This is a genomic window from Halofilum ochraceum, from assembly GCF_001614315.2.
Taxonomy (GTDB): Bacteria; Pseudomonadota; Gammaproteobacteria; order XJ16; family Halofilaceae; genus Halofilum; species Halofilum ochraceum.
The window spans coordinates 135,302-157,186 of record NZ_LVEG02000004.1 but is presented as its reverse complement, the minus strand read 5'-3'; the positions used below and the strand labels follow the sequence as shown (position 1 = coordinate 157,186).

The following is a 21,885-nucleotide window of genomic DNA, read 5'->3' as shown; positions in this document are numbered from 1 at the left end:
CTGCCTCCGGAGCGCATGGATCCTGCTCATCATGAGCCTGTTGTCAGCGGCCAGCGCGCACGCCGAGTCCTTCGCGCAGCGCCCGGGCTTCCAGACCTGGTTCGAGGCGAATCCGCCCGACCCGCAGCGCCCGGGGCCGGCCGAGCGAAGGCTGTTGCAGCGGTATCGCCCGGTACTGAAGGTCCCGGCGGACCATCCGGGGCCGATCGATTTCTATCGCGATTACGTCACTCACGGGACGCTGACCGTCGGTGAGCGGCAATGGCAGGCCGTCGATCGGGCCCTGCTGGCGCGGCATGCCAACGATCCGCGGGCCCGTTTTACGCATGATCCGCCGGCAAACCCGGACCCGCGTCCGGTGGCGTATGGACGTATCGACCGGGCACGACTGGAACCGATCGGCGAACTGGTTTTCCTCACCTGGCACTTCGTGTTCCGGACGTCCGGCCTGCCGGCCGAGATCCCGTTCTGGCAGTCCCTGCTCGCACACGCGGTCGGCGATCCGGACGACTGGCATCAGCTCGATCACTACACCGCGGCGACCCTCGTGCTCGGTCCCGGGCAGATACCGCTTGGCCTGATCCTCCAACAGCACAACACCGTGCGGGCGTACTGGTACGGCCGCGACCTGGATGCCCCCGAGTACGGCCGCCCGCGCATCGCAGCCGCGCGGCGGTCAAACGAACTGTATCCCTGGCGTGCCGAGCCAACGCGCCACCGGGTCGTGCGCTTCCTCGAACCGGACAATCTGCGCTGGCTGGCGAGCGGCAACGGCGATGCCCCGTGGACGGCCAGCCACGACGTCGTCACTGGCGGGCGGGAAGTCGATTACGCACTGCATTTCCTCCCGCAGACCGACCCGTTCTACCGCTTCCAGGGCCAGCTCGGTGCATCGCGCCTGCTCCCCGGCCGCGATGGCCCGCCCGGCGCCGACTACAACACCCTGCCCGCTTTCAAGGACCGGGCGCTCCAGTTCTGCGCCCTGCGCTGGTCCGGCGAGGCCGGGACGGAGCGGCTGGCCACGCTGGAGCGGCTGCTCGCGTCTCCCGCTGCACAGCCTCCACGCGAGCACCTGCTCGACGGCTGCCGGACCTTCATCGAAGCGCGGCTCGATCACGCCGACCCGGCAACGGAGCCGGCCCCGGCGATCGGTTACAATGCGCCGGCCGACCACCAGGGCCAGCCCGAGCAATGAACGACAGCGCCGACCCCAACGGCCACCTCGCGTGGTTCCGCAACGCCTCCCCGTACATCCATGCCCACCGTGGACGTACCTTCGTGCTCGCCTTCGGCGGCGAGGCGGTCGAGGAAACCGACTTTACCGCCCTGATCCACGACATCGCGCTGCTGGCCCGGCTTGGCGTGCGCCTGGTGCTGGTCCACGGTGCCCGCCCGCAGATCGAGCGCCGTCTCGCGACCGCGGGTATCGAGCCGCACTATCATGGCGGTCTGCGCATCACGGCCGAGGCCGACCTGCCACTCGTGTGCGAGGCGACCGGCCGGGTGCGTTACGAGATCGAGGCCACCCTGTCGACCGGGCTGCCGAACACGCCCATGGCGGGGGCCGGTATCCGCGTCACCGGCGGCAACTACGTGACGGCACGCCCGTGGGGCGTGCATGAGGGCGTGGATCATCAGCACACGGGCGTCGTCCGGCGGGTCGACGGCGAGGCGATCACGGGCGCCCTCGATCGCGGCGAGATCGTCCTGCTCTCGCCGCTGGGCTACTCCGCCACCGGCGAGATCTTCAACCTGCACGCCGAGGACATCGCCACCGAAGTCGCGGTGGCGCTGCGCGCGGAGAAGCTGCTGTTCCTGATGGAGGAGGCCGGCGTAACCGACGAACACGGTGATGTGGTCTCGCGCCTGACACCGGCCGGGGCCGACAGCTACTTCGCCGACGATGCGCTGTCGGCCGAGGTCGGCCGTCACCTGGCCAGCGCCGCGACGGCGGTGCGCCGCGGCGTACGGCGCGTCCACCTGGTCGCGCGCGGCGACGGCGCCCTGCTCGCCGAGCTCTATACCCGCGATGGCACCGGCACGCTGGTCACCGCGGAGACCTACGAGGGCCTGCGTCAGGCCCGCGTGGAAGACGTCGGCGGCATCCTCGACCTGATCGAACCGCTCGAGGCCGAGGGCGCGCTCGTGCGCCGTTCACGCGAGCAGCTGGAGCTCGAGATCGATCATTTCATCGTCATCGAACGCGACGGCACCATCATCGCCTGCGCCGCGCTCTACCCGCAGCCCGACGGCGTCAGCGCCGAAGTCGCCTGCGTCGCCGTGCACGACGACTACCGGGGCGGCGGGCGCGGCCGCCAGGTCCTCGACTGGATCGAGCAGCACGCCGCCGAGCGGGGCCTGCAGCGGGTGTTCGTGCTGTCGACGCGCACCATGCACTGGTTCCGCGAACGCGGCTACGAACCGGGCGATGTCGACACGCTGCCGGACGAACGCCAGGCGCTCTACAACTGGCAGCGGAACTCGAAGGTGTTCGTGAAAACGCTGGGCTGAGGGCCAAGGGCCAAGGGCCAAGGGCCAAGATGGCAGTGTGGGCCGGCTTTGCCCGGCGCCCCTGAAACTTCAGATGTACACCGGCATTCGCCGCCGGGGAATGCCGGCATTGCGCGGTGACAGATCCCGGGGTAGTGACGACGCCGCGGACCGCGCAAAGCCGGCCTATGTAGCCGGGGCCTTACCCGTTCGCCTGCTCCTGCTCCCTGGCTTCCTCGGCGCGCTTCTTCAGGTCGGCGCGGACTTCGTCCATGTCGAGATTGCGGACGGTGTCGATGGCCTGTTCGAGGGTGGACTCGGGCATGGCGCCGGCTTCGAGCATGATCAGTTGCTGTTCACGGAAGATCGCGAGCGTCGGGATCGAGCGGATGCCGAACATCTGGGCGATCGATTCCTCCTGCTGGATGTCGACCTTGCCGAACACGATGTCGGGGTGGTTCTCGGCGACCTTCTCGTAGACCGGCCCGAACTGTTTGCAGGGGCCACACCATTCGGCCCAGAAATCGAGCAGTACGATGTCGTTGTCGTTGATGGTGGCTTCGAAATTGTCCTGCGTGAGATCGACGACGGCCATTGCGGGCTCCGGTATGCGATGACAAAAATGGCGCCCCCGGGCGCCTCTGCCCCTTAGATAAGGGCAAGCCGCCCGAGTTCAACCCCTTCCGATCCGACGCCCGTCCGTCTGGTTCTCGCCGGGACGTCAGGCTCGCCAGGGGACGCGAAGAAAACACGGCGCCTGTAGGAGCGGGCTTGCCCGCGAACCGCTGTCCACGCCACCGGTCGTCCGATCGGACCCTCGGGGCAACATACACATCCCTCCCCGGGACGCGCGGGCCGCAGACATGCTCGGTACACATGCCGGGCGGTTCGCGGCCAAGCCCGCTCCTACAGTCCTGGTTTCTCTTTGCGCCCCTTGGCGACCTCCGCGCCTTGGCGAGAACCATCGGACGTGCGTCAGACGTGGCACCTACTTCAGCGCCTGCCGCAACTCCTCCAGCCGCGCGGTCGGGTTGTCGAGTTCGATCAGATACTGGCGCACCCGGTCGTTGAGCGGCAGCAACTCCGTCAGGCGCCCGCCCACCCAGGCGGCGTCGTCCCACTGAGGATCGTCGTACTGGATGATGCCTTCGAGCTGGCGCAGGAGCTGGCCGAGGATCTGCACCAGCGGCGCGAAGCGCTCCGGTACCGGCTCGGCGGGCTCGGGCGGGAGGCGTTCGGCGCGCCCGACCACCAGCTGATTCTGCTCCACCGCGAGTTCATGCACGCGGATCTTGTGGACGCCCTCGACGGTGATACCGAGCAGGCCGTCGGGCTGGCGATCCCAGTCGATGATGCGCACTTCGGTACCGGTGCCGTACGGGAGGGCCGGTTCGCCGGCCTCGCCGCCGCGGCGGATGAGGCAGATGCCGAAACCGCTGTCGTTGCGCATGCACTCACTGATCATGTCGAGATAGCGCGCCTCGAACACGCGCAGTGCCAGACGCCCGCCCGGCAACGCGGGGGTGGACAGCGGGAACAGCGGCAGGCGCTCGATCATTGCGTTGTCACTCATGTTCGAGGCCCCAGCGCGGCGTCAACGTCTGTTCGATGTCCAGGTGATCGAGGATACGGGCGACGACGAAATCGACGAGATCGTCGACGCTCTGCGGGTGATTATAAAACCCCGGATTGGGCGGCATGATGACCGCACCCATGCGCGCCAGGCGCAGCATGTTCTCGAGATGGATCTCCGAGAAGGGCATCTCGCGCGGCATGACGATCAGGCGCCGGCGTTCCTTGAGCACGACGTCCGCGGCCCGCTCGAGCAGGCTGGTGCACAGGCCGCCGGCCACCGAGGCGAGCGTCCCCGTCGTACAGGGGCAGATCACCATGGCATTGGGCGCACCGGAGCCGGAGGCGATCGGGGCGGTCCACTGCTCCATGCCGAGCACCTCGAGCGTGCCCGGGGCATCGGCATGGCGCTGCTCGAAAAATCGCTGCATGTCGGCCGCGCGGCCGGGCACGCTCAGATCGGTATCCATGCCGATCACGACATGCGCCGGGCGCGATACCAGCAGGTACACGTGGCAGCCGGCATCGAGCAGACAGCCCAGCAGGCGCAGGGCGTACTGCACGCCGGAGGCGCCGGTCAGCGCGAGGGCGATGCGGGGCGGCGCACTCATGCGTTCCGCCTGGCGGCACGCCGGATCGCGGGCGGACCAGGCCGGGACAACGGCGTCGGGGAAGGCATGCGGCAATACGGCAATGGCGTCTCCATGGGCGCGGGATCGATCAACGCTTCACGTACCGCGAGCGCGACCGCCTGCGTACTGTAGCAGCGAACCGGGCCATGCATCGGTCCGGTTGCCCGGCGTTTTCAGGCTCCATCGGCCCCTTCCCGCGCGTGCCCTGCCAGTTGTTCCGGCAGTGCCGCGGGCAGCCCCCCGAAGCCCGAGTTGCTCATCAGCAGAACATGATCACCGGGACAAGCCTCCGCGGCGATACGCGCCGCCAGCGCCGCGGCGGACTCGAAGATCGAGACCCGCTCGGAATCGCTCTCCACCAGGGTGCGCGGATCCCAGTCCAGCGGGCGCGAGGCCAGCAGATAGACACGGTCGGCTGCCCCGAGCGCGTCCGCCAGACCGGCGCTATGGACACCCATTCGCATCGAATTCGAAGCGAGATCCAGGGCGGCGATAATGCGCGCCCCGCCCACCCGGGCCCGCAGCCCCGACAGGGTCGTGGCGATCGCGGTCGGGTGGTGCGCGAAATCGTCATAGACCGTTATGCCGTTCGGGGTGCCCCGCACTTCCAGACGCCGTCGCACACCGCCGAAAGCCGACAATGCGGCGCATGCCGCACCCACGTCCGCGCCCGCATGCCGCGCGGCCGCCACGGCGGCGAGGCCGTTGGCCACATTGTGGCGACCAAGCAGGGACCATTCGACGCGCCCCCGCGCGCCATCGGGGCCGCGCACATCAAAGCCACTGCCGTCGGCCGTAACGTCCGCTGCCCGCCAGTCAGCGCTCCCTTCGAAGGTGTCCGGCGCGAACCGCTCGACCGGTGTCCAGCACCCCTGGTCGAGCACCGCTTCGAGGGCCGCATCGCCCGCATGGCTCAGGATCCGCCCGTTGCCCGGCACGGTCCGCACGAGATGATGGAACTGACGCTGGATCGCGGCCAGATCGTCGAAGATATCCGCGTGATCGAACTCGAGATTATTGAGTACGAGGGTTCGCGGCCCGTAGTGGACGAATTTCGAGCGCTTGTCGAAGAAGGCGCTGTCGTACTCGTCCGCCTCGACCACGAACGGCCGCCCCTCCCCGAGGCGGGCCGAGACACCGAAACCGGCGGGCACGCCGCCAATGAGGAATCCCGGCTCCAGGCCCGCTTCGGCGAGGACATGGGCCACCATGCTCGCCGTCGTCGTCTTGCCGTGGGTGCCCGCGACGGCAACCACATGGCGATCGCGCAGCACGTGCTCGCGCAGCCAGGCCGGGCCCGAGGTGTACGGGAGTCCGCGCTCGAGCACCGCCTCCACGGCCGGGTTGCCCCGGCTCAGCGCGTTACCGACCACGACGAGATCGGGCGCCGGCGACAGCTGGGCGGGATCCCAGCCCTCGACCAGATCGATCCCCGCGGCCTCGAGCTGGTCGCTCATCGGCGGGTACACGCCGCTGTCGGCACCGGTCACGCGATCCCCGCGGGCCGCGGCGAGCTGCGCGAGCCCGCCCATGAAGGTGCCGCAGATGCCGAGGACATGGACGTGCATCAGTTGATCTCCTTTGGCGGCGGCAACAGCATCTCCCCGATCGCGGTGGTCACCACGACGTACAGCAATGCGAACGCGAGGGCCGCGCTCATACGGACTTCGAGCGCATGACGCAGGATGTGACCGAGCACGGCCACCGCCCAGACGTAGATCCCCAGCACCAGCAGCACGGAGGCCCCCGCGAGCGGATGCGAGGGATCGCGATCGACCAGGATGGTGTAGAGCGGCCAAGCGAGCAGCGTGAAGATCACGCCGGTGCCGCAGATCGCGGTGAAGGTCTGGCGGAAACGCTCCGTGTGGCCGATCACGCGCAGCGCCCCCTGTACGATCACGAGTTGCAGCAGCAGATCGAGACCGACCCGCGCACTCCCGGTGGTCAGGGGATAAAACGGCTGCAGCGCCAGGGTCGTCGTCAGTGCGAGGGCAAGCACGCAGAGCAGCAGGAGCCCATCCGATGCGGGCAGATCCTGGGGACGCGCGCGCAACCGCACCAGATCTACGAACAGTTGCAGTACACTCGACACAGGCTTCGGGGCTCCGGCTGGATCCGCGTGGCGACGCAAGGTAACCGCCCTGAGGGCGGCGAAGGCGCCAGTGTAAGGAACCTCCGCGCCATGAGCCACGGGCCGAGGATGTACCCGTGCCGACAGGAACGGATGAGAGAACGCAGCGTGGTCAGTGCAGTCCCGCCCTCGACCGGTCCCTGGCGGGCGCGCAACCGCTTCGGGCTGTTCATCCAGGGCCACCGATTCTTCCCCGCCATGATCGAGGCGATCGCGGGCGCGCGCGAACGGATCGCGCTGGAAATCTACTGGATCGAGACCGGCTCGATCGCCACCCGCTTTATCAACGCGCTGAGCGCGGCGGCCGGCCGCGGCGTCGCGGTGTTCGTGCTGATCGATGATTTCGGCAGCTCCGATCTCGATGCGCGCGACCGCCGTCGCCTGACCGCCGCCGGCGTGCATCTCGCCCGCTACAACCCGCTGCGGTTACGGCGAGGCTGGGGCAACCTCGCCCGCGATCACCGCAAACTGCTGCTCATCGATGACCGCTACGCGTTTGTCGGTGGCGCCGGTATCAGTGATGCGTTCGATGGCCCTGACGGCTGGCGCGAGAACATGCTCCGCGTGGAGGGGGAGTGCGTGGCCGACTGGTGGACCCTGTTCGCGAACAACTGGCAGCGCTGGTCCGAGCGCGCCTGCCCGCCGCCGCAGCCCGTGCCGGCGGGCGCTATGCGCGGACGGGTCTTAGCGGGCCCCGGGCGCGTGGGGCGCCGCCCGCTGGAACACACCGCGATCCGCGGTATCAACGAGGCACGCCGGCGCGTGTGGCTGGTCACGCCGTACTTCCTGCCACCGGTCAGACTCCGTCAGGCACTGGTCCGTGCGCACCGCCGCGGCGCCGATGTCCGTCTGCTGATTCCCTCCGGCGAGCACTGCGATCTCCCCGCGGTACAGGCCGCCGGGCAGCGCTGGTACGAGTGGTTCCTGAGGCGCGGCGTGCGCATATTCGAGTACCACGCTCGGGTCTCGCACCAGAAACTCCTGCTCACCGACGAACGCGTGCTGATCGGCTCGGCCAACTTCGACCGCTGGGGCCTGCGCTGGCATCTCGAGGCCGACCAGGCCCTGCAGTCGGGCATCGTCGCCGGGCAGACCGCCGGGATGCTCGAGGGCGACTTCGCGCTCGCCCGTGAACTGCGGCTCGAAGACTGGCGTCGCAGGTCTTTCATCGCACGTCTGCGGGAACGTTTCTGGGCGCGGATCGAGGCACTGGCCGCCCGCTTCGCGCAGGGTCGACGCATCGTCCACGCCACGCGACGACAGACCGGTGGACACCGCGGTCAGACGAGCAGGAACGACCGCTGAATCGGGCTGCCGAATTGCCTTTTGACAGGCTTACCAGCAGACTCATGCGCGGACGCACTCACCCGAACGCGACGGCCCCTGAAGGCGATCGCCGTTCACCAACCACGGGACCGGAAATCACGTATGTACGAACCGGGCAAGGTCACGCCGATGGCCCAGCGATTCCGCGGTTTCCTGCCAGTGGTCGTCGATGTCGAGACCGGTGGTTTCAATCCGCGCACGGACGCCCTGCTCGAGATCGCGGCCGTGACCCTGCGCATGACGGACACGGGCGAGCTGGAACCCGACGAAACGGTCTCAACGCACGTCCAGCCGTTCGAGGGCGCGAACCTGGAGCCGAAATCGCTGGAAGTGACCGGCATCGATCCATGGCACCCGCTGCGGGCCGCGCGCAACGAGCACGATGCTTTGTCGTACGTGTTCCAGCCCGTGCGCCGGGCGGTCAAGGACAACAGCTGCACGCGCGCCATTCTGGTCGGCCACAACGCGTCGTTCGACCTCAGCTTCGTCAACGCGGCGGTCGAGCGCAGCGGCATCCGGCGCAACCCGTTCCATCCGTTTTCCTACCTGGACACGGTCACGCTGGGCGCCCTCGCCTATGGCCAGACGGTTCTCGCCCGCGCTTCGCGTGCGGCCGGTCTGGAATGGGAACAGTCGGAGGCGCATTCCGCGGTATACGATACACAGATGACCGCGCGGCTGTTCTGCGAGGTCGTCAATCGCTGGGAGGCGCTGCATGCGGACGCCAACCGATACGTCTCGACGGAAGAAGAGCAATGAACGCGTTACGGGACCTCCGCCACGAAGACCTCGCGCTCGTCGTCGTCGACGACGCCCGGACCGGGCGCATCTACTTCCTGCGGGCGCTGGAGCAGGCCGGCTACGATGACGTTCGCATCGCCGAATCGGCGAGCCGTGCACTGGAACTGCTAGCGGAGCGGCCGGCCGACGTCGTCATCGCCGATTGGCTGATGCCGGGCATGGACGGACTGCAGCTCACGCAACGGATCCGCGAACGCGACGAGGAGGCGGGGCGCTACACGGCGGTCATCCTGTCGACGGCGCGCGAGGGCGTGCAGGCACTGGTGACCGCGTTCCGCAGCGGCGTGGACGACTTCCTCCACAAACCCTTCGACGCCGAGGAACTGATCGCCCGCGTGTTCGCGGCGGGCAGCCACGCAAACGCGCAGAACATGCTGCTCGAGACGACGGAGACACTGGCCCGGAACCGCGAGGCGCGCAGCGAGCACTGGGCTTCGGACAACGTCACCGGCCTCGGCGGCGCGGATTACTTCGAGGCCCAGCTCACGACCCACCTGATGGAGAGCGCCATGCGCGGCGGCGCGGTCTGCGCGACCCTGGTCGACGTATCAGGGCCTGGCACGGATACCGACAATCCGGCGGTGGCGCTCAGCCGGATCGGCCGGCGTATCGTGCGCGCGGTGCGCCCGACCGATGCCGTCTGCCGGATCGGCGATCAACGCTTCGGGCTGGTCATGTCCGCGCCCGGCGCCGCAGGCTTCCGGGATGCCGTGTTCGCCCGGATCGAACGCGAAGTGGCGGGCCGCCCGATCGGGCGCCCACGCGGGAGCGAACCGGACATTGAACTGCGGATCGGGCACGCCATCTGGGAGGGACCGGGGACGCCGCTGTCCCCGGCCGAACTGACCTCGCGGGCCGAGCGCATGCTGCGCCACTGACCCGCGCGGCGGAGCGGCTCAGGCGGCGGTATCGGCCGCCTGCTGGACCATCTTCTCCAGCTCGCCCTGCTCGTGGAGCTGCATGGTGATATCGCAGCCACCGACCAGTTCACCGTTGATGTAGATCTGCGGGAACGTCGGCCAATCGGCATACTTCGGCAACTCGCTGCGAATCTCCGGATCGGACAGCACGTCAACCCACGCGAATGCGCGGCCGCAGGACTTCAGCGCCTCCGCCGTGCGCGCGGAGAAACCGCACATGGGCGTGTCCGGCGAGCCCTTCATGAAGATCACGACCGGCTGGGATGCGATGTGTTCGCGGATGCGTTCCTGGACGTCCATCAAGACCTCGATACGTTAAAAAGTGGGTTATCCGGGCGATCATCGTAGCACCTGCTCCCGGGTTCGTCATTGCGGCGCAACCGGTTTTTTGCAACCCGCGCGCGCCCCCGTATAATCCATCGTTTCCGCCCTTGACAGGCCCGGCGCGACCTCCAGCCCCGAGGTGCCCGGCCCGAGAGGCGAAGAACGGCGGCCGCCCGCGTGCGGCCGCTTTGCGTTTACGGACCCGCGAGGCTGAAACGATGTCCGACGCCCTGATGAACACCTATGGCCGCCTGCCCGTGACGCTCGTGCGTGGCGAGGGCGCGCGCGTATGGGACGACGGAGGCCGCGAATATCTCGACGCGCTCGCCGGCATCGCCGTCTGCGGCCTGGGCCACGCCCATCCGGCGGTCGCCGATGCGCTGGCGGATCAGGCGCGGACCCTCGTGCATGTCTCCAACAATTACCACATCCCGGCCCAGCAGGAACTCGGACGGCGGATCGCCGAACACGCCCGCCAGGAGCGGGTGTTCTTCTGCAACTCCGGCGCCGAGGCGAATGAGACGGCGATCAAGATCGCGCGCCGTTACGGCCATGATCGCGGTATCGAGACACCGCGTATCGTCGTCTGCGAGCAGGCATTTCACGGGCGCACCCTTGCGACCCTGACGGCGACCGGCAATCCGAAGGCGCAGGCGGGCTTCGGCCCAATGCTCGAAGGCTTCGACCGCGTCCCGTTTGGCGACGTCGACGCCATCCGCGCACTCGCCGGGGACCAGGACGGCATCGTCGCGGTCATGATCGAGCCCGTCCAGGGCGAGGGGGGCATCCGCCCGCTGCCTCCCGGGCGCCTGGCGGAACTGCGCGCGCTCTGTGATGAAAAGGGTTGGCTGCTCATCTGCGACGAGATCCAGAGCGGCATGGGCCGCACGGGCGCATGGTTCGCCCAGCAGCATGAGAGCGTGACCGCCGACGTGACTACCGTGGCCAAGGCACTCGGCAATGGCGTACCAATCGGTGCCTGCCTCGCCCGCGGCGATGCCGGGGAGACGCTGGTTCCCGGGAGCCACGGCACCACCTTCGGCGGCAATCCGCTCGCCTGCCGCGCCGGCCTCGCCGTGCTCGACGCCATCGAGCAGGACGGCCTCGTCGAACGCGCAGCCGTGCTTGGCGAGCGCATGGTGCGCGCCTTCCACCAGGCCCTGGGCGGCCTCGACGGCGTGCGCGAGATCCGCGGCCGCGGCCTCATGATCGGCATCGAACTCGACCGCGATTGCGGCGAACTCATGCGCCGCGCACTCGATGCCGGCCTGCTGATCAACGTCACCGCCGGCAGCACCGTGCGCCTGCTGCCGCCACTGATCATCACCGACGACGAGGCGGACCGCATCGTCGACGGCGTTGCCACTATCGTGCGCGATTTCCTCGCGGAGGGCTGACGCCATGACCGTACGCCACTTCCTCACGCTCGACGATCTGACACCGGACGAGTTCCGGGCCCTGATCGCGCGCGCCATCGAACTCGGCGAGATGCATCGCGCCGGCACGGTCCACCAGCCCCTGGTCGGCCGCGTACTGGCGATGATCTTCGAGAAATCGTCGACGCGGACCCGGCTCTCGTTCGAGGCGGGCATGTGCCAGCTCGGCGGCGACGCGATCTTCCTCTCGCCACGCGACACCCAGCTCGGGCGCGGCGAACCGATCGAGGACACCGCCCGCGTGATCGGCCGCATGTGCGATGCCGTCATGCTCCGCACCGGCCCCCACGGGAACGTCGAACGCTTCGCCGAGTACGCCGGCGTCCCGGTCATCAACGCCCTCACCGACCGCTGTCACCCGTGCCAGCTGTTGGCCGACATGCAGACGTTTTTTGAGCTGCACGGCGACATCGCCGGGCGCACCGCCGCCTGGATCGGCGACGGCAACAACATGTGCCACTCGTGGATCAACGCCGCCCGCCTGCTCGGATTCGAACTCCGCATCGCCTGCCCCGGTGACTTCGAGCCCGATAACGACATCCTGACTCGCGCGGGCGACGCGGCCCGGCTGGTCGACTCACCGGCCGAAGCGGCGGACGGTGCCGATGTCCTCGTTACCGATGTCTGGGCCAGCATGGGACAGGAATCGGAACAGGATCACCGCAGCGCCGCGTTCCGGGACTTCCAGGTCGATGGAATGCTGATGGCTCGCGCCAACGAGGACGCCGTTTTCATGCACTGCCTGCCCGCGCATCGCGGCGAGGAAGTCGCGGCCGAGGTCATCGACGGCCCGCAGAGCGTCGTCTGGCGCGAGGCCGAGAATCGCCTGCATGCGCAGAAGGCGTTGCTGGAGATGTTGTTGGCCCGGTGAGTACGGCGGCTCCTCCAACGTTCGGCCGTCCGCGCCGCACCGACACGGTGACGCTGCTTTTTACGCTGTCATTGCCTCTCGCCAAGGCGCGAAGGGCGCCAAGGGTCGCGAAGAAAAGCGAGCCCTCGCGGAGGCGCAGGGATCGCGGAGTTATGAAGAAAGTGAAAACGGTCCAGGAGAGGATCGGCAACGGTGGCGTTTAACCGGTGTAGGTCGGACTTCCAGTCCGACACGCCGAAGCCTTCGATCTGTCGGACTGGAAGTCCGACCTACGCCAGTTCGATGCCGCTATTACTCGCTTTTCTCCGCGATCTCCGCGATCTCCGCGGCTCTGCGTGAGGACGCCTTTCTCTTTCCTTTGCGACCCTTGCCGCCCTTCGCGCCTTGGCGAGAGGCAGTGACGAAGCCGGCTGGATCCGAAGAATCGAATCCAGCCCACCTCCCAATGGCACTCAGGACTCGTCGCTGTCGTCACCGCCCTGCAGGTCGCGGGTGGCCTTCTCGAGGCTGGTGTGGCGAATGTCCTTGCCTTCGACCATGTAGACGACGTACTCGCAGATGTTGCGGGCGTGGTCGGCGACGCGTTCGAGGGCGCGGGCGCACCACAGGACGGAGAGGACGCTGCGGATCGAGCGCGGGTCTTCCATCATGTGGGTGATCAACTGGCGCACGACGGCGTCGTACTCCTGGTCGATCTTCGATTCCTCGCCGGCGACGCGCAGGGCCGCCTCGGCGTCCATGCGCGCGAACACGTCGAGCGTATCGTGCAGCATGCGTTTGACGTGCTCGCCGAGGTGCTGGATGCCGAACAGCATGGCGCTGTCGGAGTAGCCACCGGACTCGGCGATCTCGACCGCGAAGCGGCCGAGTTTCTCGCCTTCGTCACCGATGCGTTCCAGGTCGGTGATGGTCTTGATGATGGTCACCACGATGCGCAGATCGCTCGCGGTCGGCTGACGCCGTGCGATCACGCGGGTGCATTCCTCGTCGATCTCGACTTCCAGCGAATTGACGCGGAAATCGCCGTCGATCACCTGCTGGCCGAGCGCGCTGTCGCTGTTGATCAGCGCGCGCAGCCCGTCACCGAGCTGCTTCTCGACGAGGCCACCCATGGTCATGACCTTGTTGCGGATATCGTCGAGTTCTTCGTCGAACTCCTGTGAGATGTGCTGGCCCAGCTTGAGGCTGTCGATGACACTGTCCTCCGATCATCGCGGGGCCGCCGCACCGGCCCGTTTCCGGAAATGGTTCGTTTCTGTCCGTTAGATTGTACGCGATCGGCGCGGCGTCAGCCGAACCGGCCGGTGATGTAATCCTCGGTCTTCTTCTCGCGCGGCTTGACGAACATCGTCTCGGTCTCGCCGTATTCGATGATCTCGCCCATGTGGAAAAACGCCGTGTAATTCGCGACGCGCGCCGCCTGCTGGAGGTTGTGGGTGACGATCACGATCGTGTAATTGCTGCGCAGTTCCGCGATCAGTTCCTCGATCGTCGCCGTGGCCACGGGGTCGAGCGCGGAGGCCGGCTCGTCCATCAGGATCAGCTCGGGATTCACTGCGATCGCACGGGCGATGCAAAGGCGCTGTTGCTGCCCGCCCGAGAGCGCCGTCCCCGGCGTGTCGAGACGATCCGCGACCTCTTTCCACAGCCCGGCGCGCCGCAGCGAATGCTCGACGAGCTCGTCCATCTCCGAGCGGTTGCGCGCGAGCCCGTGGATCCGGGGCGCATAGGCGATGTTCTCGTAGATCGACTTGGGAAACGGGTTCGGCTTCTGGAACACCATGCCGATTCGCGAGCGCAGCTGGACGACGTCGACCGAGCGGTCGTAGATGTCCTGACCGTCGATCTCCACCCGCCCGTTCACGCGCACCGATGGGATCAGATCGTTCATCCGGTTGAGGCAACGCAGGAAACTCGACTTGCCACAGCCTGATGGCCCGATCAACGCCGTGACCTGGCGTTCGACCAGTTGCAGACTGACATCGAACAGGGCCTGCGTCTCGCCGTACCACAGGGAGAGGTTCTCGGCGCGACCCTTGATCGCTTTGCCGCCGGCCTTCTGCGCGGATGCAGCGACCTCCGGCGCGGTTTCCGGGTTTGCGCTGTCGTGTCGTGTCACGGTGTCGTTCTCCTCCGCGGCATGCGGGGCTGCGTTGCTCGAAGTGTTCATCGGATATCTCCTCGCCGCAACAGCGTCGCGGACTTCACCAGCGCCGTTCGAACCGCCGGCGCAGGTACACCGCGGTCGCATTCAGGGCGATCAGGACCGTCAGCAGTACGAGAATCGCCGCGGCCGCGCGCTCCATGAAGGCTTGCTGCGGCATGCTCGCCCAGCTGTAGATCTGGGCCGGCATCACCGTGGCCGCATCGGTCACGCTGCCAGGAACGTCGGGGATATACGCCACCATGCCGATCAGCAGCAGCGGCGCCGTCTCGCCCATCGCCTGGGCGAGACCGATGATCGTGCCCGTCAGGATGCCGGGCAACGACATCGGCAGCACGTGATCGCGCACCGTCTGCCAGCGGGTCGCGCCCATGGCCAGCGCACCCTCGCGGATCGAGTGCGGCACGGCGCGCAGGGCCGCCCGCGTGCTGATGATCACGATCGGCAGGGTCATCAGGCCCAGGGTCAGACCACCGGCAATGGCCGACGATCGCGGCACGCCGAAGAAATTGATCATGATCGCGAGGCCGAGCAGCCCGAACAGGATCGAGGGCACGGCCGCGAGATTGTTGATGTTGATTTCCACCGCCTGCGTGAAGCGGTTGTCCGGCGCGAATTCCTCCAGGTAGATCGCGCTCAGCACCCCGATCGGGAACGCGAACGCCAGCGTCAGCGCGAGCACATAGATGCTGCCGACGATCGCGGCCTTAAGGCCGGCCATTTCGGGCAGCTTCGAGTCGCCCTCCGTGAACAGCCAATGGTTGAAGGAATCGCGGAACCGCCCCTGCTCCTCGAGGCGCTCGACACGCTCCCGCACCTCGGCATCGAGCGATCCCGTACCCTTCCGGTACTGGTCGATCTCGGCCTTGGCGAGCACCCACTCCTGGAAGCTTTCGCCAGCAAGTTCGGGATTGTTCTCAAGGCGTTGGGGCAGCACCCGGGTCACGCCCCGGCTGACGATCGAGTTCAGTTCGGGATCGATCGCCTGCCAGGCCTGATCCGGATCCGAGAAATCGATCTCGACCTTGACCTCGGTCTGCGTGAAAGCCGGCCAGGCCGCTGCCACCATGCTCGACAGGAACAGCACAAGGAAGGCGCCGGCCAGACCCAGTGCCGCGATGCAGATACCGCGGAACCGGCGTTCAGCCCGGTGGCGCCGGCGCAGGCGGGCATTGGCGGCCAGTTTGCCGCCGGCGCCCGCGGTGTCCGTATTTTCTTCGCTCATGCGACTCCCCTCACCCGCCGTACTTCTGCTTGAAACGCCGGATCATGATGGTCGATACCAGATTCAGGCCGAGCGTGATGATGAACAGCGCGAGGCCGAGGGCGAATGCCGAGAGGGTCTCGGCGCTGTCGAACGAGGTATCGCCGGTGAGCGCGGCGACGATGCGCACGGTCACCGTGGTCATGCCCTCAAGCGGGTTCCAGGTCATATTCGCCCGCATGCCGGCCGCCATGACCACGATCATGGTCTCGCCGAGTGCCCGCGAGACCGCGAGCAGGAACGCGGAGATGATCCCTGGCGCCGCCGCCGGCAGGAGCACCTGGCGGATGGTCTCGGCGCGCGTGGTGCCGAGCGCGTACGAGCCCTCGCGCATCGCGTCCGGCACGGAGTTGATGACGTCGTCGGACAGCGAGGAGATGAACGGGATGATCATCACGCCCATCACGAGGCCCGCCGCCAGGGCGCTGTTGTAAGACGCCTCCAGCCCGAACAGGCCAGCGGAATCGACCACGAACGGGGCGACATAGATCGCCGCGAAGAAACCGTAGACGACCGTCGGTATACCGGCGAGCACCTCGAGCGTCGGCTTGGCGATGCCGCGGATCCTCGAGGTGGCGTACTCCGCCATGTAGATCGCGGACAGCAGTCCGATCGGCAGCGCAACCAGCATCGCGATGATGGTGATCATGAAGGTGCCGGCGAACAACGGCACCGCACCGAAGCTCGCCTCCGAGGCGCTCTCGGCGCCACGCCCGGCACTCTCGAGGAAGGCCGATCCCGGCGCCCAGGTGGTGCCGGTAATGAACTCCCAGATACTGACCGTGCCGAAGAAACGGATCGACTCGAACAGAATCGAGAGGATGATCCCGAGCGTGGTCAGGATCGATATGAGGGCCGCGCACAGCAGGAAGCGGCGCACGAGCAGATCGAGCGCGTTGCGTGCGCGCAGGCCGGGCCGCAGTGTCCGCCGGCCCCACCAGATACCCACGCCGGCCACGGCGCCCGCGGTCGCGACGATCGACACCTCGACGAAGTTGACCCAGCCGAACAGCTGGATGAATGCGGCGCCCACCGCGACCAACAGGGCCGGCACGACCCCCCAGGAGGTGACATACCAGCCGTATTGATGCGGGCGAGAATGCAGCGTCGCGCCGCCGCCCTGGGCCGCCAGGGCCCAGCGACGGCCGAGATGGTAGCCCACGTAACCGAGCGCTATCGTCCCGGCAAGCAACGTGAAAATGGTGTCGCCGGTATCCACGTCCGCACCGTCTCCTGGTTCCAGGCCCGCGATCATACCCGCCACGCGACGGGCACTCCATCCGGACCTCGTAATCGCAAAAGACCGGGCCGGCAGTGCCGGCCCGGCCGTTCCTGCTTGCGGGCGGGAACGCGTCCCCGCCCACGGCCGACCGTTACTTGAGGTCGGCCAGCTTCAGCTTGCCTCGTTGCTCGAAGCGGGCGCGCGCCTCTGCACGCATCGCCTGGGGCAGCGGGATCAGGCCCTGGCCCTTCAGCAGCCCCTGGTCACCGACCATCTGCTCGCTCAGGAACATGCCGACGTAATCCTCCATGCCGGCCACGCGGTCGAAGTGACTGTTCTTGGTGTAGAAGAACAGGCTGCGCGCGATCGGATACGCCTCGGCGGAGATCTTCTCCGGTGTCGGCTCGACCCCGTCGATCGTCACCGCCTCGATGACGTCGCGGTTCTCTTCGAGGAAGCTGTAACCGAAGACGCCCACCGCCTCGGTATCGTTCTGGATCTTCTGGACGATCAGGTTGTCGTTCTCACCCGAATCGACGTAGGGACCATCATTGCGGACCGTGGTATACGGCTCGTCATAGCCGTCCATTTCCTCGGTGGCCGTCTCCATGACGAGTTCCTCGAAGGCGTCACGCGTGCCCGAGGTCGAGGGCGGGCCGTAGACGGTGATCTCGCGATCCGGCAGCGACGAGTCGATCTGACTCCAGTTGTCGTACGGATTGTCGACCAGTTCGCCGTCCTGCGGCACCTTGGCGGCCACGGCGAGCGTGAGCTGCTCCCGGGACAGATTCAGCGCTTCATTCGCAGTCGTCTGCGCAATCACGATGCCGTCGGCACCGATCACGAACTCGGTGATGTCGGTGACGCCGTTCTCGGCGCAGCGCTCGAATTCACTCGGCTTCATCCGCCGCGAGGCGTTGGTGATGTCCGGCGTATCCAGACCATCCCCTTCGCAGAAGATTTTCAGCCCGCCACCCGAGCCGGTCGACTCGATGACCGGCGTGGGGTGTTCGGTCGTGGCGCCGAACTCCTCGGCCACGTAACTGGCGAACGGATAGACGGTGCTGGAGCCGACGATCCGAAGCTGATCGCGATCCGCGGCCTGGGCAGCGCCGCCGGCAACGACGGCGCCGGCGAGGACGCTGGTCATCAATGCGCGTTTGTTCATCATCCTGTTTCATCCCGTGGTTTGACTGTCTGCAGTCGATTGCGCGGAACTGCAGCCGCCGCGGCGGGCCGTTGCCCTGCGGCGGTGCATCCACGGGGCGCATCCTCGCCGTAGCAGATTGCGCGGTGATGAACCATTGATGACATTCCCGTGACGGCCACCCGGCCGCCTTACTCGAGGTCGCCGGCCTCCAGCGTCTCGCGCTCCGCGAAGCGCTCGCGGATAGCCTCGCGCCGCTCGGCGGGCAGCGGGATCAACCCCTCTCTGCGCAGCAAACCCTGATCGCCGATCATCTGATCGCTGATGAACAACTCTACGTATTCCGTCATGCCGGGAACGCGCCCGAGGTGGCTGTTCTTGGTGTAGAAAAACAGGCTCCGCGCGACCGGGTATTCGCCCGAAGAGATCGCCTCCGGCGTGGGGTTGACCCCATCGATCGTCACCGCCGCGATGACGTCGCGATTCTCCTCCAGGAAGCTGTACCCGAAGATGCCGACGGCCTCGCGGTCGTTCTCGATCTTTTGCACGATCAGGTTGTCGTTCTCGCCCGAACTCACGTACGGACCATCGTCCCGGACCGATGAGACGGGTTCGTCATACCCCTCCATGTTCTCCGTCGCGGCCTCCAGCACGAGTTCCTCGAACGCGTCGCGCGTGCCCGAGGTCGACGGCGGTCCGTACACGGTGATCTCGCGATCCGGCAACGACTCGTCGATCTCGTTCCAGCGCTCGTAGGGATTGTCCACCAGTTCCCCGTCCTGCGGCACCTTCGCGATCACGGCCAGCGTGAGCTGCTCCAGGGTCAGGTCCAGCGCAGGCTTGTCCTTGGCCTGGGCGATCGTGATCCCGTCGGCGCCGATCGCGATCTCCGTGATCTCGGTCACGCCGTTGCCGGCGCAGCGCTCGAACTCGCTCGCCTTCATGCGCCGCGAGGCGTTGGTGATGTCGGCCGTGTCGAGCCCGTCGCCCTCACAGAAGATCTTGATGCCACCGCCGGACCCCGTGGATTCGATCACGGGTGTCGGATGCTCGGTGGTGGCGCCGAACTCTTCGGCGACGTAGCTGGAGAACGGGTAGACGGTGCTCGAGCCCACGACGCGGACCTGGCTGCGGCTGCTGGTCTCGGCCGCATCGCCGTCGTCGCCGCCATTGCCGCCCCCGCCTTCGGTACAGCCCGCGGCGACCGCGGCAATGGTCAGTGGAATCAGAAAGAAAGTCGTGCGTCGCATCGTGATGTACCCCTGCAACATGGATCGGCTGCGTGCACCGGCGGTTCCGGACAGCCATGGATCGTATGACGGAAATGTTACAGGCGTATTACGGGGAGAGCACACCGGCGGCCTCGCCCCCGGAGATCTGCAGGTTGCCGCCGTTGCCGGGCACCCGCGGCCGACGCGAACCACCGTGGGCGGGCCGGGTTACGGCTCCGGAGCTTCCTCCGTGGCATCCGGCCCGGCCCCTGCCGGCCGATGGCGGATATTCCGGCCTTCCTCGACGTAGACGACCGATTCGCAGACGTTGCGCGCATGGTCGGAAATCCGTTCCAGCGCGCGGGCGCACCACAGGGCGTGCAGCGCCCGCTGCATGGTCCGGGGATCCTCCATCATGTAGGTGATGAGTTCACGCATGACGGCGTCGTAATGCCCCCCGACTCGATCGGTCCCATCCAGCACGGCGGTCGCCGCGGCCACATCCGAGCGGGCGAATGCGTCCAGCGATTCGCGCAGGACCTGGCGAACGGTATCTCCCAGGCGTTCCATGCCCTGCAGCAGGGAGGGCTCGGGTGTATTCCCGGCGGCGAACTCGACCGCGAAGCGGCCGAGTTTTTCGGCCTCGTCACCGATGCGCTCGAGATCTGTTCCCGTACGGATCGCGGCCATCAGCAGGCGCAGGTCCGAGCCCGTCGGCTGCCGGCGGGCGATGATCATCGTCGCCTCTTCGTCGATCCGGACTTCGAGGGAGTTGATCCGGTAATCGGCCGTACAGACCCGATCGCCGAGTTCGGCATCACGCGTAATCAGGGCCTCGAGCCCGTCGGCCAGTTGCCGCTCGACGAGGCCACCCATCTCCAGCAGGAGACCGCGCAGGGTGTCGAGCTCCTGATCGTATTCGCTGTGAATATGCCGTTTTTCCGTCATGCGTGCCCACTCCCGCTCAGCGCGCGTGTATCGCGCCCGAGCCGTTCAACCCGCTCGGCCGCGAATGTGCACCGGAAGGTGCTCCCGCGGCCGGGCGTTGATTCGATATCCAGTTCGCCCCCATTGCGGGCGACCGCGTGTTTGACCACCGAGAGGCCGAGGCCGGTGCCGCCGCGCGCGCGCGACCGGCTGGTATCGACCCGGTAGAAGCGCTCGGTGAGGCGCGCGAGATGGCGGCTGTCGATTCCGTGCCCCTCATCGTGCACGGCGAAGACGGCCGCGCCCGCGTCCATCTTCCACTCGACGGTAATGGTCGTGCCGTCGGGCGTATGCTGCACCGCATTGTTGATGAGATTGCCGAACGCGCTCGACAGCTCGCCCGGGACGCCCCGCACGCCGAGATCGGCATCCAGGTCGGTCACGATCCGGTGGCCCCGCTCACCGGCGACGCCTTCGGCGTCACGGGCGAGCCCGGTAATCATCTCGGCAGCGGGGACCAGTTCAGCGGCCGCCGGATCCGGCGGCTCCATCTCGAGCCGCGAGAGCGTCAGCAGATCCTGGACGATGGACAGCATGCGCCGGGTCTGGCGGTCGATCGCGGCGACGCCATCGCGCACATAGTCCGATACCTGCTCGCCCTCGAAAGACTCGATATACCCGGTGATCACCGTCAGCGGGGTCCGCAGTTCATGGCTGACGTTGGCGACGAAATCGCGCCGCACGGCCTCGAGACGGCGCAGCGAGCTGGTATCGCGCGCCATCAGCAGATACTGACCATCACCATACGCGACGATGCGGATATTGAGTTCGACGTTATCGCTGATCGGCGACGGGATATCGATCGGCTCATCGAAGTCGCCCAGCGTGAGGTAGTCGTGGAAGGCCGGGTCCCGCAGGAGGTTGTCGATCCGCTGGCCGTGATCCTGGGGGTTGCGGATGCCCAGCAGGGTGGCGGCGGCGCGGTTGGACCACTCGATCTCGCGCTGCTCCCCCAGCACCACCGCGGCGTCCGGCATCGCCTCCGTCGAGCGGTGGAAGCGGTTGAGCATATTGGTGAGGCGCTTCTTCCGGCGCCGGTTGTGCTGCTGCAGCCGGTAGATATGGTGAACGATCTGATCCCAGATGCCGCTGGAATCGGGCGCATGCTTGAGCGAACCGCCGGTCATGAGCCAGCGCTCGACGAGGTACATCTGCCGCAGGTGCCAGGCGACGTACAGGATCAGGGCACCGAGGAAGGCCAGCGACCAGTGGCCCGTGAGCAACGCGGTCGCGAGCGCAGCGCCCAGCGTGCCCGCAAGGCGCCAGAGCTCGGTGCGCCATGCGTCCGACATCATCGCCCGATACCTCCCGACAACCGGCGGGTGACCGTTCCGGCACTGCACTCTGTCATGCGGGACGACTCCCCATCGCGGAAGATGATACGGCC

21 protein-coding genes are annotated in these 21,885 nt (G+C 67.3%); 7 read left to right on the top strand and 14 right to left on the bottom strand.

Annotated features, from left to right (window positions below):
* Nucleotides 1-31 precede the first annotated feature (31 nt).
* Together A0W70_RS04815 and argA are read left to right on the top strand one after the other, a co-directional pair.
* Nucleotides 32-1,195, top strand: coding sequence for a hypothetical protein (locus A0W70_RS04815; RefSeq protein WP_067561012.1), 1,164 nt, complete (start codon nucleotides 32-34; stop codon nucleotides 1,193-1,195).
* A complete protein-coding gene (gene argA, locus A0W70_RS04810; protein WP_067561011.1) occupies nucleotides 1,192-2,511 on the top strand; it encodes an amino-acid N-acetyltransferase in 1,320 nt (439 codons plus the stop codon). The genes A0W70_RS04815 and argA overlap by 4 nt, the downstream gene beginning before the upstream one ends.
* Nucleotides 2,512-2,692: 181 nt before the next feature.
* Here the strand turns inward: argA and trxA are convergent, their stop codons facing one another.
* The 5 genes from trxA to A0W70_RS16720 all read right to left on the bottom strand — a co-directional run bounded on the left by trxA (nucleotide 2,693) and on the right by A0W70_RS16720 (nucleotide 6,786).
* Nucleotides 2,693-3,085, bottom strand: coding sequence for a thioredoxin (gene trxA / locus A0W70_RS04805; protein WP_067561009.1), 393 nt, complete (start codon nucleotides 3,083-3,085; stop codon nucleotides 2,693-2,695).
* A gap of 393 nt (nucleotides 3,086-3,478) precedes the next feature.
* On the bottom strand, nucleotides 3,479-4,063 hold the full coding sequence (locus tag A0W70_RS04800) for an LON peptidase substrate-binding domain-containing protein (RefSeq protein WP_070988369.1): 585 nt from the start codon (nucleotides 4,061-4,063) through the stop codon (nucleotides 3,479-3,481).
* Nucleotides 4,056-4,673 carry a flavin prenyltransferase UbiX gene (locus A0W70_RS04795; protein WP_067561607.1) on the bottom strand — a complete coding sequence of 206 codons (618 nt, stop codon included), beginning with the start codon at nucleotides 4,671-4,673 and terminating at the stop codon, nucleotides 4,056-4,058. The genes A0W70_RS04800 and A0W70_RS04795 overlap by 8 nt, the downstream gene beginning before the upstream one ends.
* Before the next feature lie 194 nt (nucleotides 4,674-4,867).
* On the bottom strand, nucleotides 4,868-6,262 hold the full coding sequence (mpl, locus tag A0W70_RS04790; protein ID WP_067561005.1) for a UDP-N-acetylmuramate:L-alanyl-gamma-D-glutamyl-meso-diaminopimelate ligase: 1,395 nt from the start codon (nucleotides 6,260-6,262) through the stop codon (nucleotides 4,868-4,870).
* Nucleotides 6,262-6,786: a hypothetical protein gene (locus A0W70_RS16720; RefSeq protein WP_067561003.1), complete on the bottom strand. Its 525-nt coding sequence runs from the start codon at nucleotides 6,784-6,786 to the stop codon at nucleotides 6,262-6,264. Before A0W70_RS16720 ends, mpl begins: the two co-directional genes overlap by 1 nt.
* 132 nt (nucleotides 6,787-6,918) lie before the next feature.
* On the opposite strand from A0W70_RS16720, the gene A0W70_RS04780 reads away from it, so the two are divergent.
* The 3 genes from A0W70_RS04780 to A0W70_RS04770 all read left to right on the top strand — a co-directional run bounded on the left by A0W70_RS04780 (nucleotide 6,919) and on the right by A0W70_RS04770 (nucleotide 9,830).
* Nucleotides 6,919-8,130, top strand: a complete 1,212-nt coding sequence (locus tag A0W70_RS04780; RefSeq protein ID WP_070988368.1) for a phospholipase D-like domain-containing protein — start codon at nucleotides 6,919-6,921, stop codon at nucleotides 8,128-8,130.
* 123 nt (nucleotides 8,131-8,253) lie between these two features.
* On the top strand, nucleotides 8,254-8,910 hold the full coding sequence (gene rnt / locus A0W70_RS04775; protein WP_067560999.1) for a ribonuclease T: 657 nt from the start codon (nucleotides 8,254-8,256) through the stop codon (nucleotides 8,908-8,910).
* The gene (locus A0W70_RS04770) at nucleotides 8,907-9,830 is read left to right on the top strand and encodes a response regulator (protein WP_067560997.1); all 924 of its coding nucleotides are present in this window, start codon (nucleotides 8,907-8,909) and stop codon (nucleotides 9,828-9,830) included. The genes rnt and A0W70_RS04770 overlap by 4 nt, the downstream gene beginning before the upstream one ends.
* 18 nt (nucleotides 9,831-9,848) lie before the next feature.
* Here the strand turns inward: A0W70_RS04770 and grxD are convergent, their stop codons facing one another.
* A complete protein-coding gene (gene grxD / locus A0W70_RS04765) occupies nucleotides 9,849-10,172 on the bottom strand; it encodes a Grx4 family monothiol glutaredoxin (protein WP_067560995.1) in 324 nt (107 codons plus the stop codon).
* 242 nt (nucleotides 10,173-10,414) lie between these two features.
* On the opposite strand from grxD, the gene A0W70_RS04760 reads away from it, so the two are divergent.
* Both A0W70_RS04760 and argF read left to right on the top strand, forming a co-directional pair.
* Nucleotides 10,415-11,593, top strand: a complete 1,179-nt coding sequence (locus tag A0W70_RS04760) for an aspartate aminotransferase family protein (RefSeq protein ID WP_067560993.1) — start codon at nucleotides 10,415-10,417, stop codon at nucleotides 11,591-11,593.
* A 4-nt stretch (nucleotides 11,594-11,597) separates the two neighbouring features.
* A complete protein-coding gene (gene argF, locus A0W70_RS04755; RefSeq protein ID WP_067560991.1) occupies nucleotides 11,598-12,503 on the top strand; it encodes an ornithine carbamoyltransferase in 906 nt (301 codons plus the stop codon).
* Nucleotides 12,504-12,955: 452 nt separating this feature from the next.
* On the opposite strand, the gene phoU (A0W70_RS04750) is transcribed toward argF, so the two are convergent.
* From phoU (A0W70_RS04750) to phoR, 8 genes are all read right to left on the bottom strand, one after another.
* Nucleotides 12,956-13,669, bottom strand: coding sequence for a phosphate signaling complex protein PhoU (phoU, locus tag A0W70_RS04750; protein WP_342670074.1), 714 nt, complete (start codon nucleotides 13,667-13,669; stop codon nucleotides 12,956-12,958).
* A 122-nt stretch (nucleotides 13,670-13,791) separates the two neighbouring features.
* On the bottom strand, nucleotides 13,792-14,673 hold the full coding sequence (gene pstB / locus A0W70_RS04745; protein WP_083330782.1) for a phosphate ABC transporter ATP-binding protein PstB: 882 nt from the start codon (nucleotides 14,671-14,673) through the stop codon (nucleotides 13,792-13,794).
* Nucleotides 14,674-14,707: 34 nt separating this feature from the next.
* Entirely contained in the window at nucleotides 14,708-15,892 is a 1,185-nt protein-coding gene (gene pstA / locus A0W70_RS04740) for a phosphate ABC transporter permease PstA (protein WP_067560987.1), read from the bottom strand.
* A 10-nt stretch (nucleotides 15,893-15,902) separates the two neighbouring features.
* Nucleotides 15,903-17,186, bottom strand: a complete 1,284-nt coding sequence (gene pstC, locus A0W70_RS04735; protein WP_083330821.1) for a phosphate ABC transporter permease subunit PstC — start codon at nucleotides 17,184-17,186, stop codon at nucleotides 15,903-15,905.
* Between the two features lie 118 nt (nucleotides 17,187-17,304).
* Nucleotides 17,305-18,324, bottom strand: coding sequence for a PstS family phosphate ABC transporter substrate-binding protein (locus tag A0W70_RS04730; protein ID WP_342670072.1), 1,020 nt, complete (start codon nucleotides 18,322-18,324; stop codon nucleotides 17,305-17,307).
* Between the two features lie 167 nt (nucleotides 18,325-18,491).
* Complete coding sequence (locus A0W70_RS04725; protein WP_083330820.1) at nucleotides 18,492-19,550, bottom strand: PstS family phosphate ABC transporter substrate-binding protein; 1,059 nt, start codon at nucleotides 19,548-19,550, stop codon at nucleotides 18,492-18,494.
* A gap of 189 nt (nucleotides 19,551-19,739) precedes the next feature.
* Nucleotides 19,740-20,459 (bottom strand): phosphate signaling complex protein PhoU, encoded by a 720-nt coding sequence (phoU, locus tag A0W70_RS04720; protein ID WP_067560982.1) that lies wholly within the window; start codon nucleotides 20,457-20,459, stop codon nucleotides 19,740-19,742.
* Nucleotides 20,456-21,793, bottom strand: a complete 1,338-nt coding sequence (gene phoR, locus A0W70_RS04715) for a phosphate regulon sensor histidine kinase PhoR (protein ID WP_067560979.1) — start codon at nucleotides 21,791-21,793, stop codon at nucleotides 20,456-20,458. The genes phoU (A0W70_RS04720) and phoR overlap by 4 nt, the downstream gene beginning before the upstream one ends.
* Between the last annotated feature and the right edge of the window lie 92 nt (nucleotides 21,794-21,885).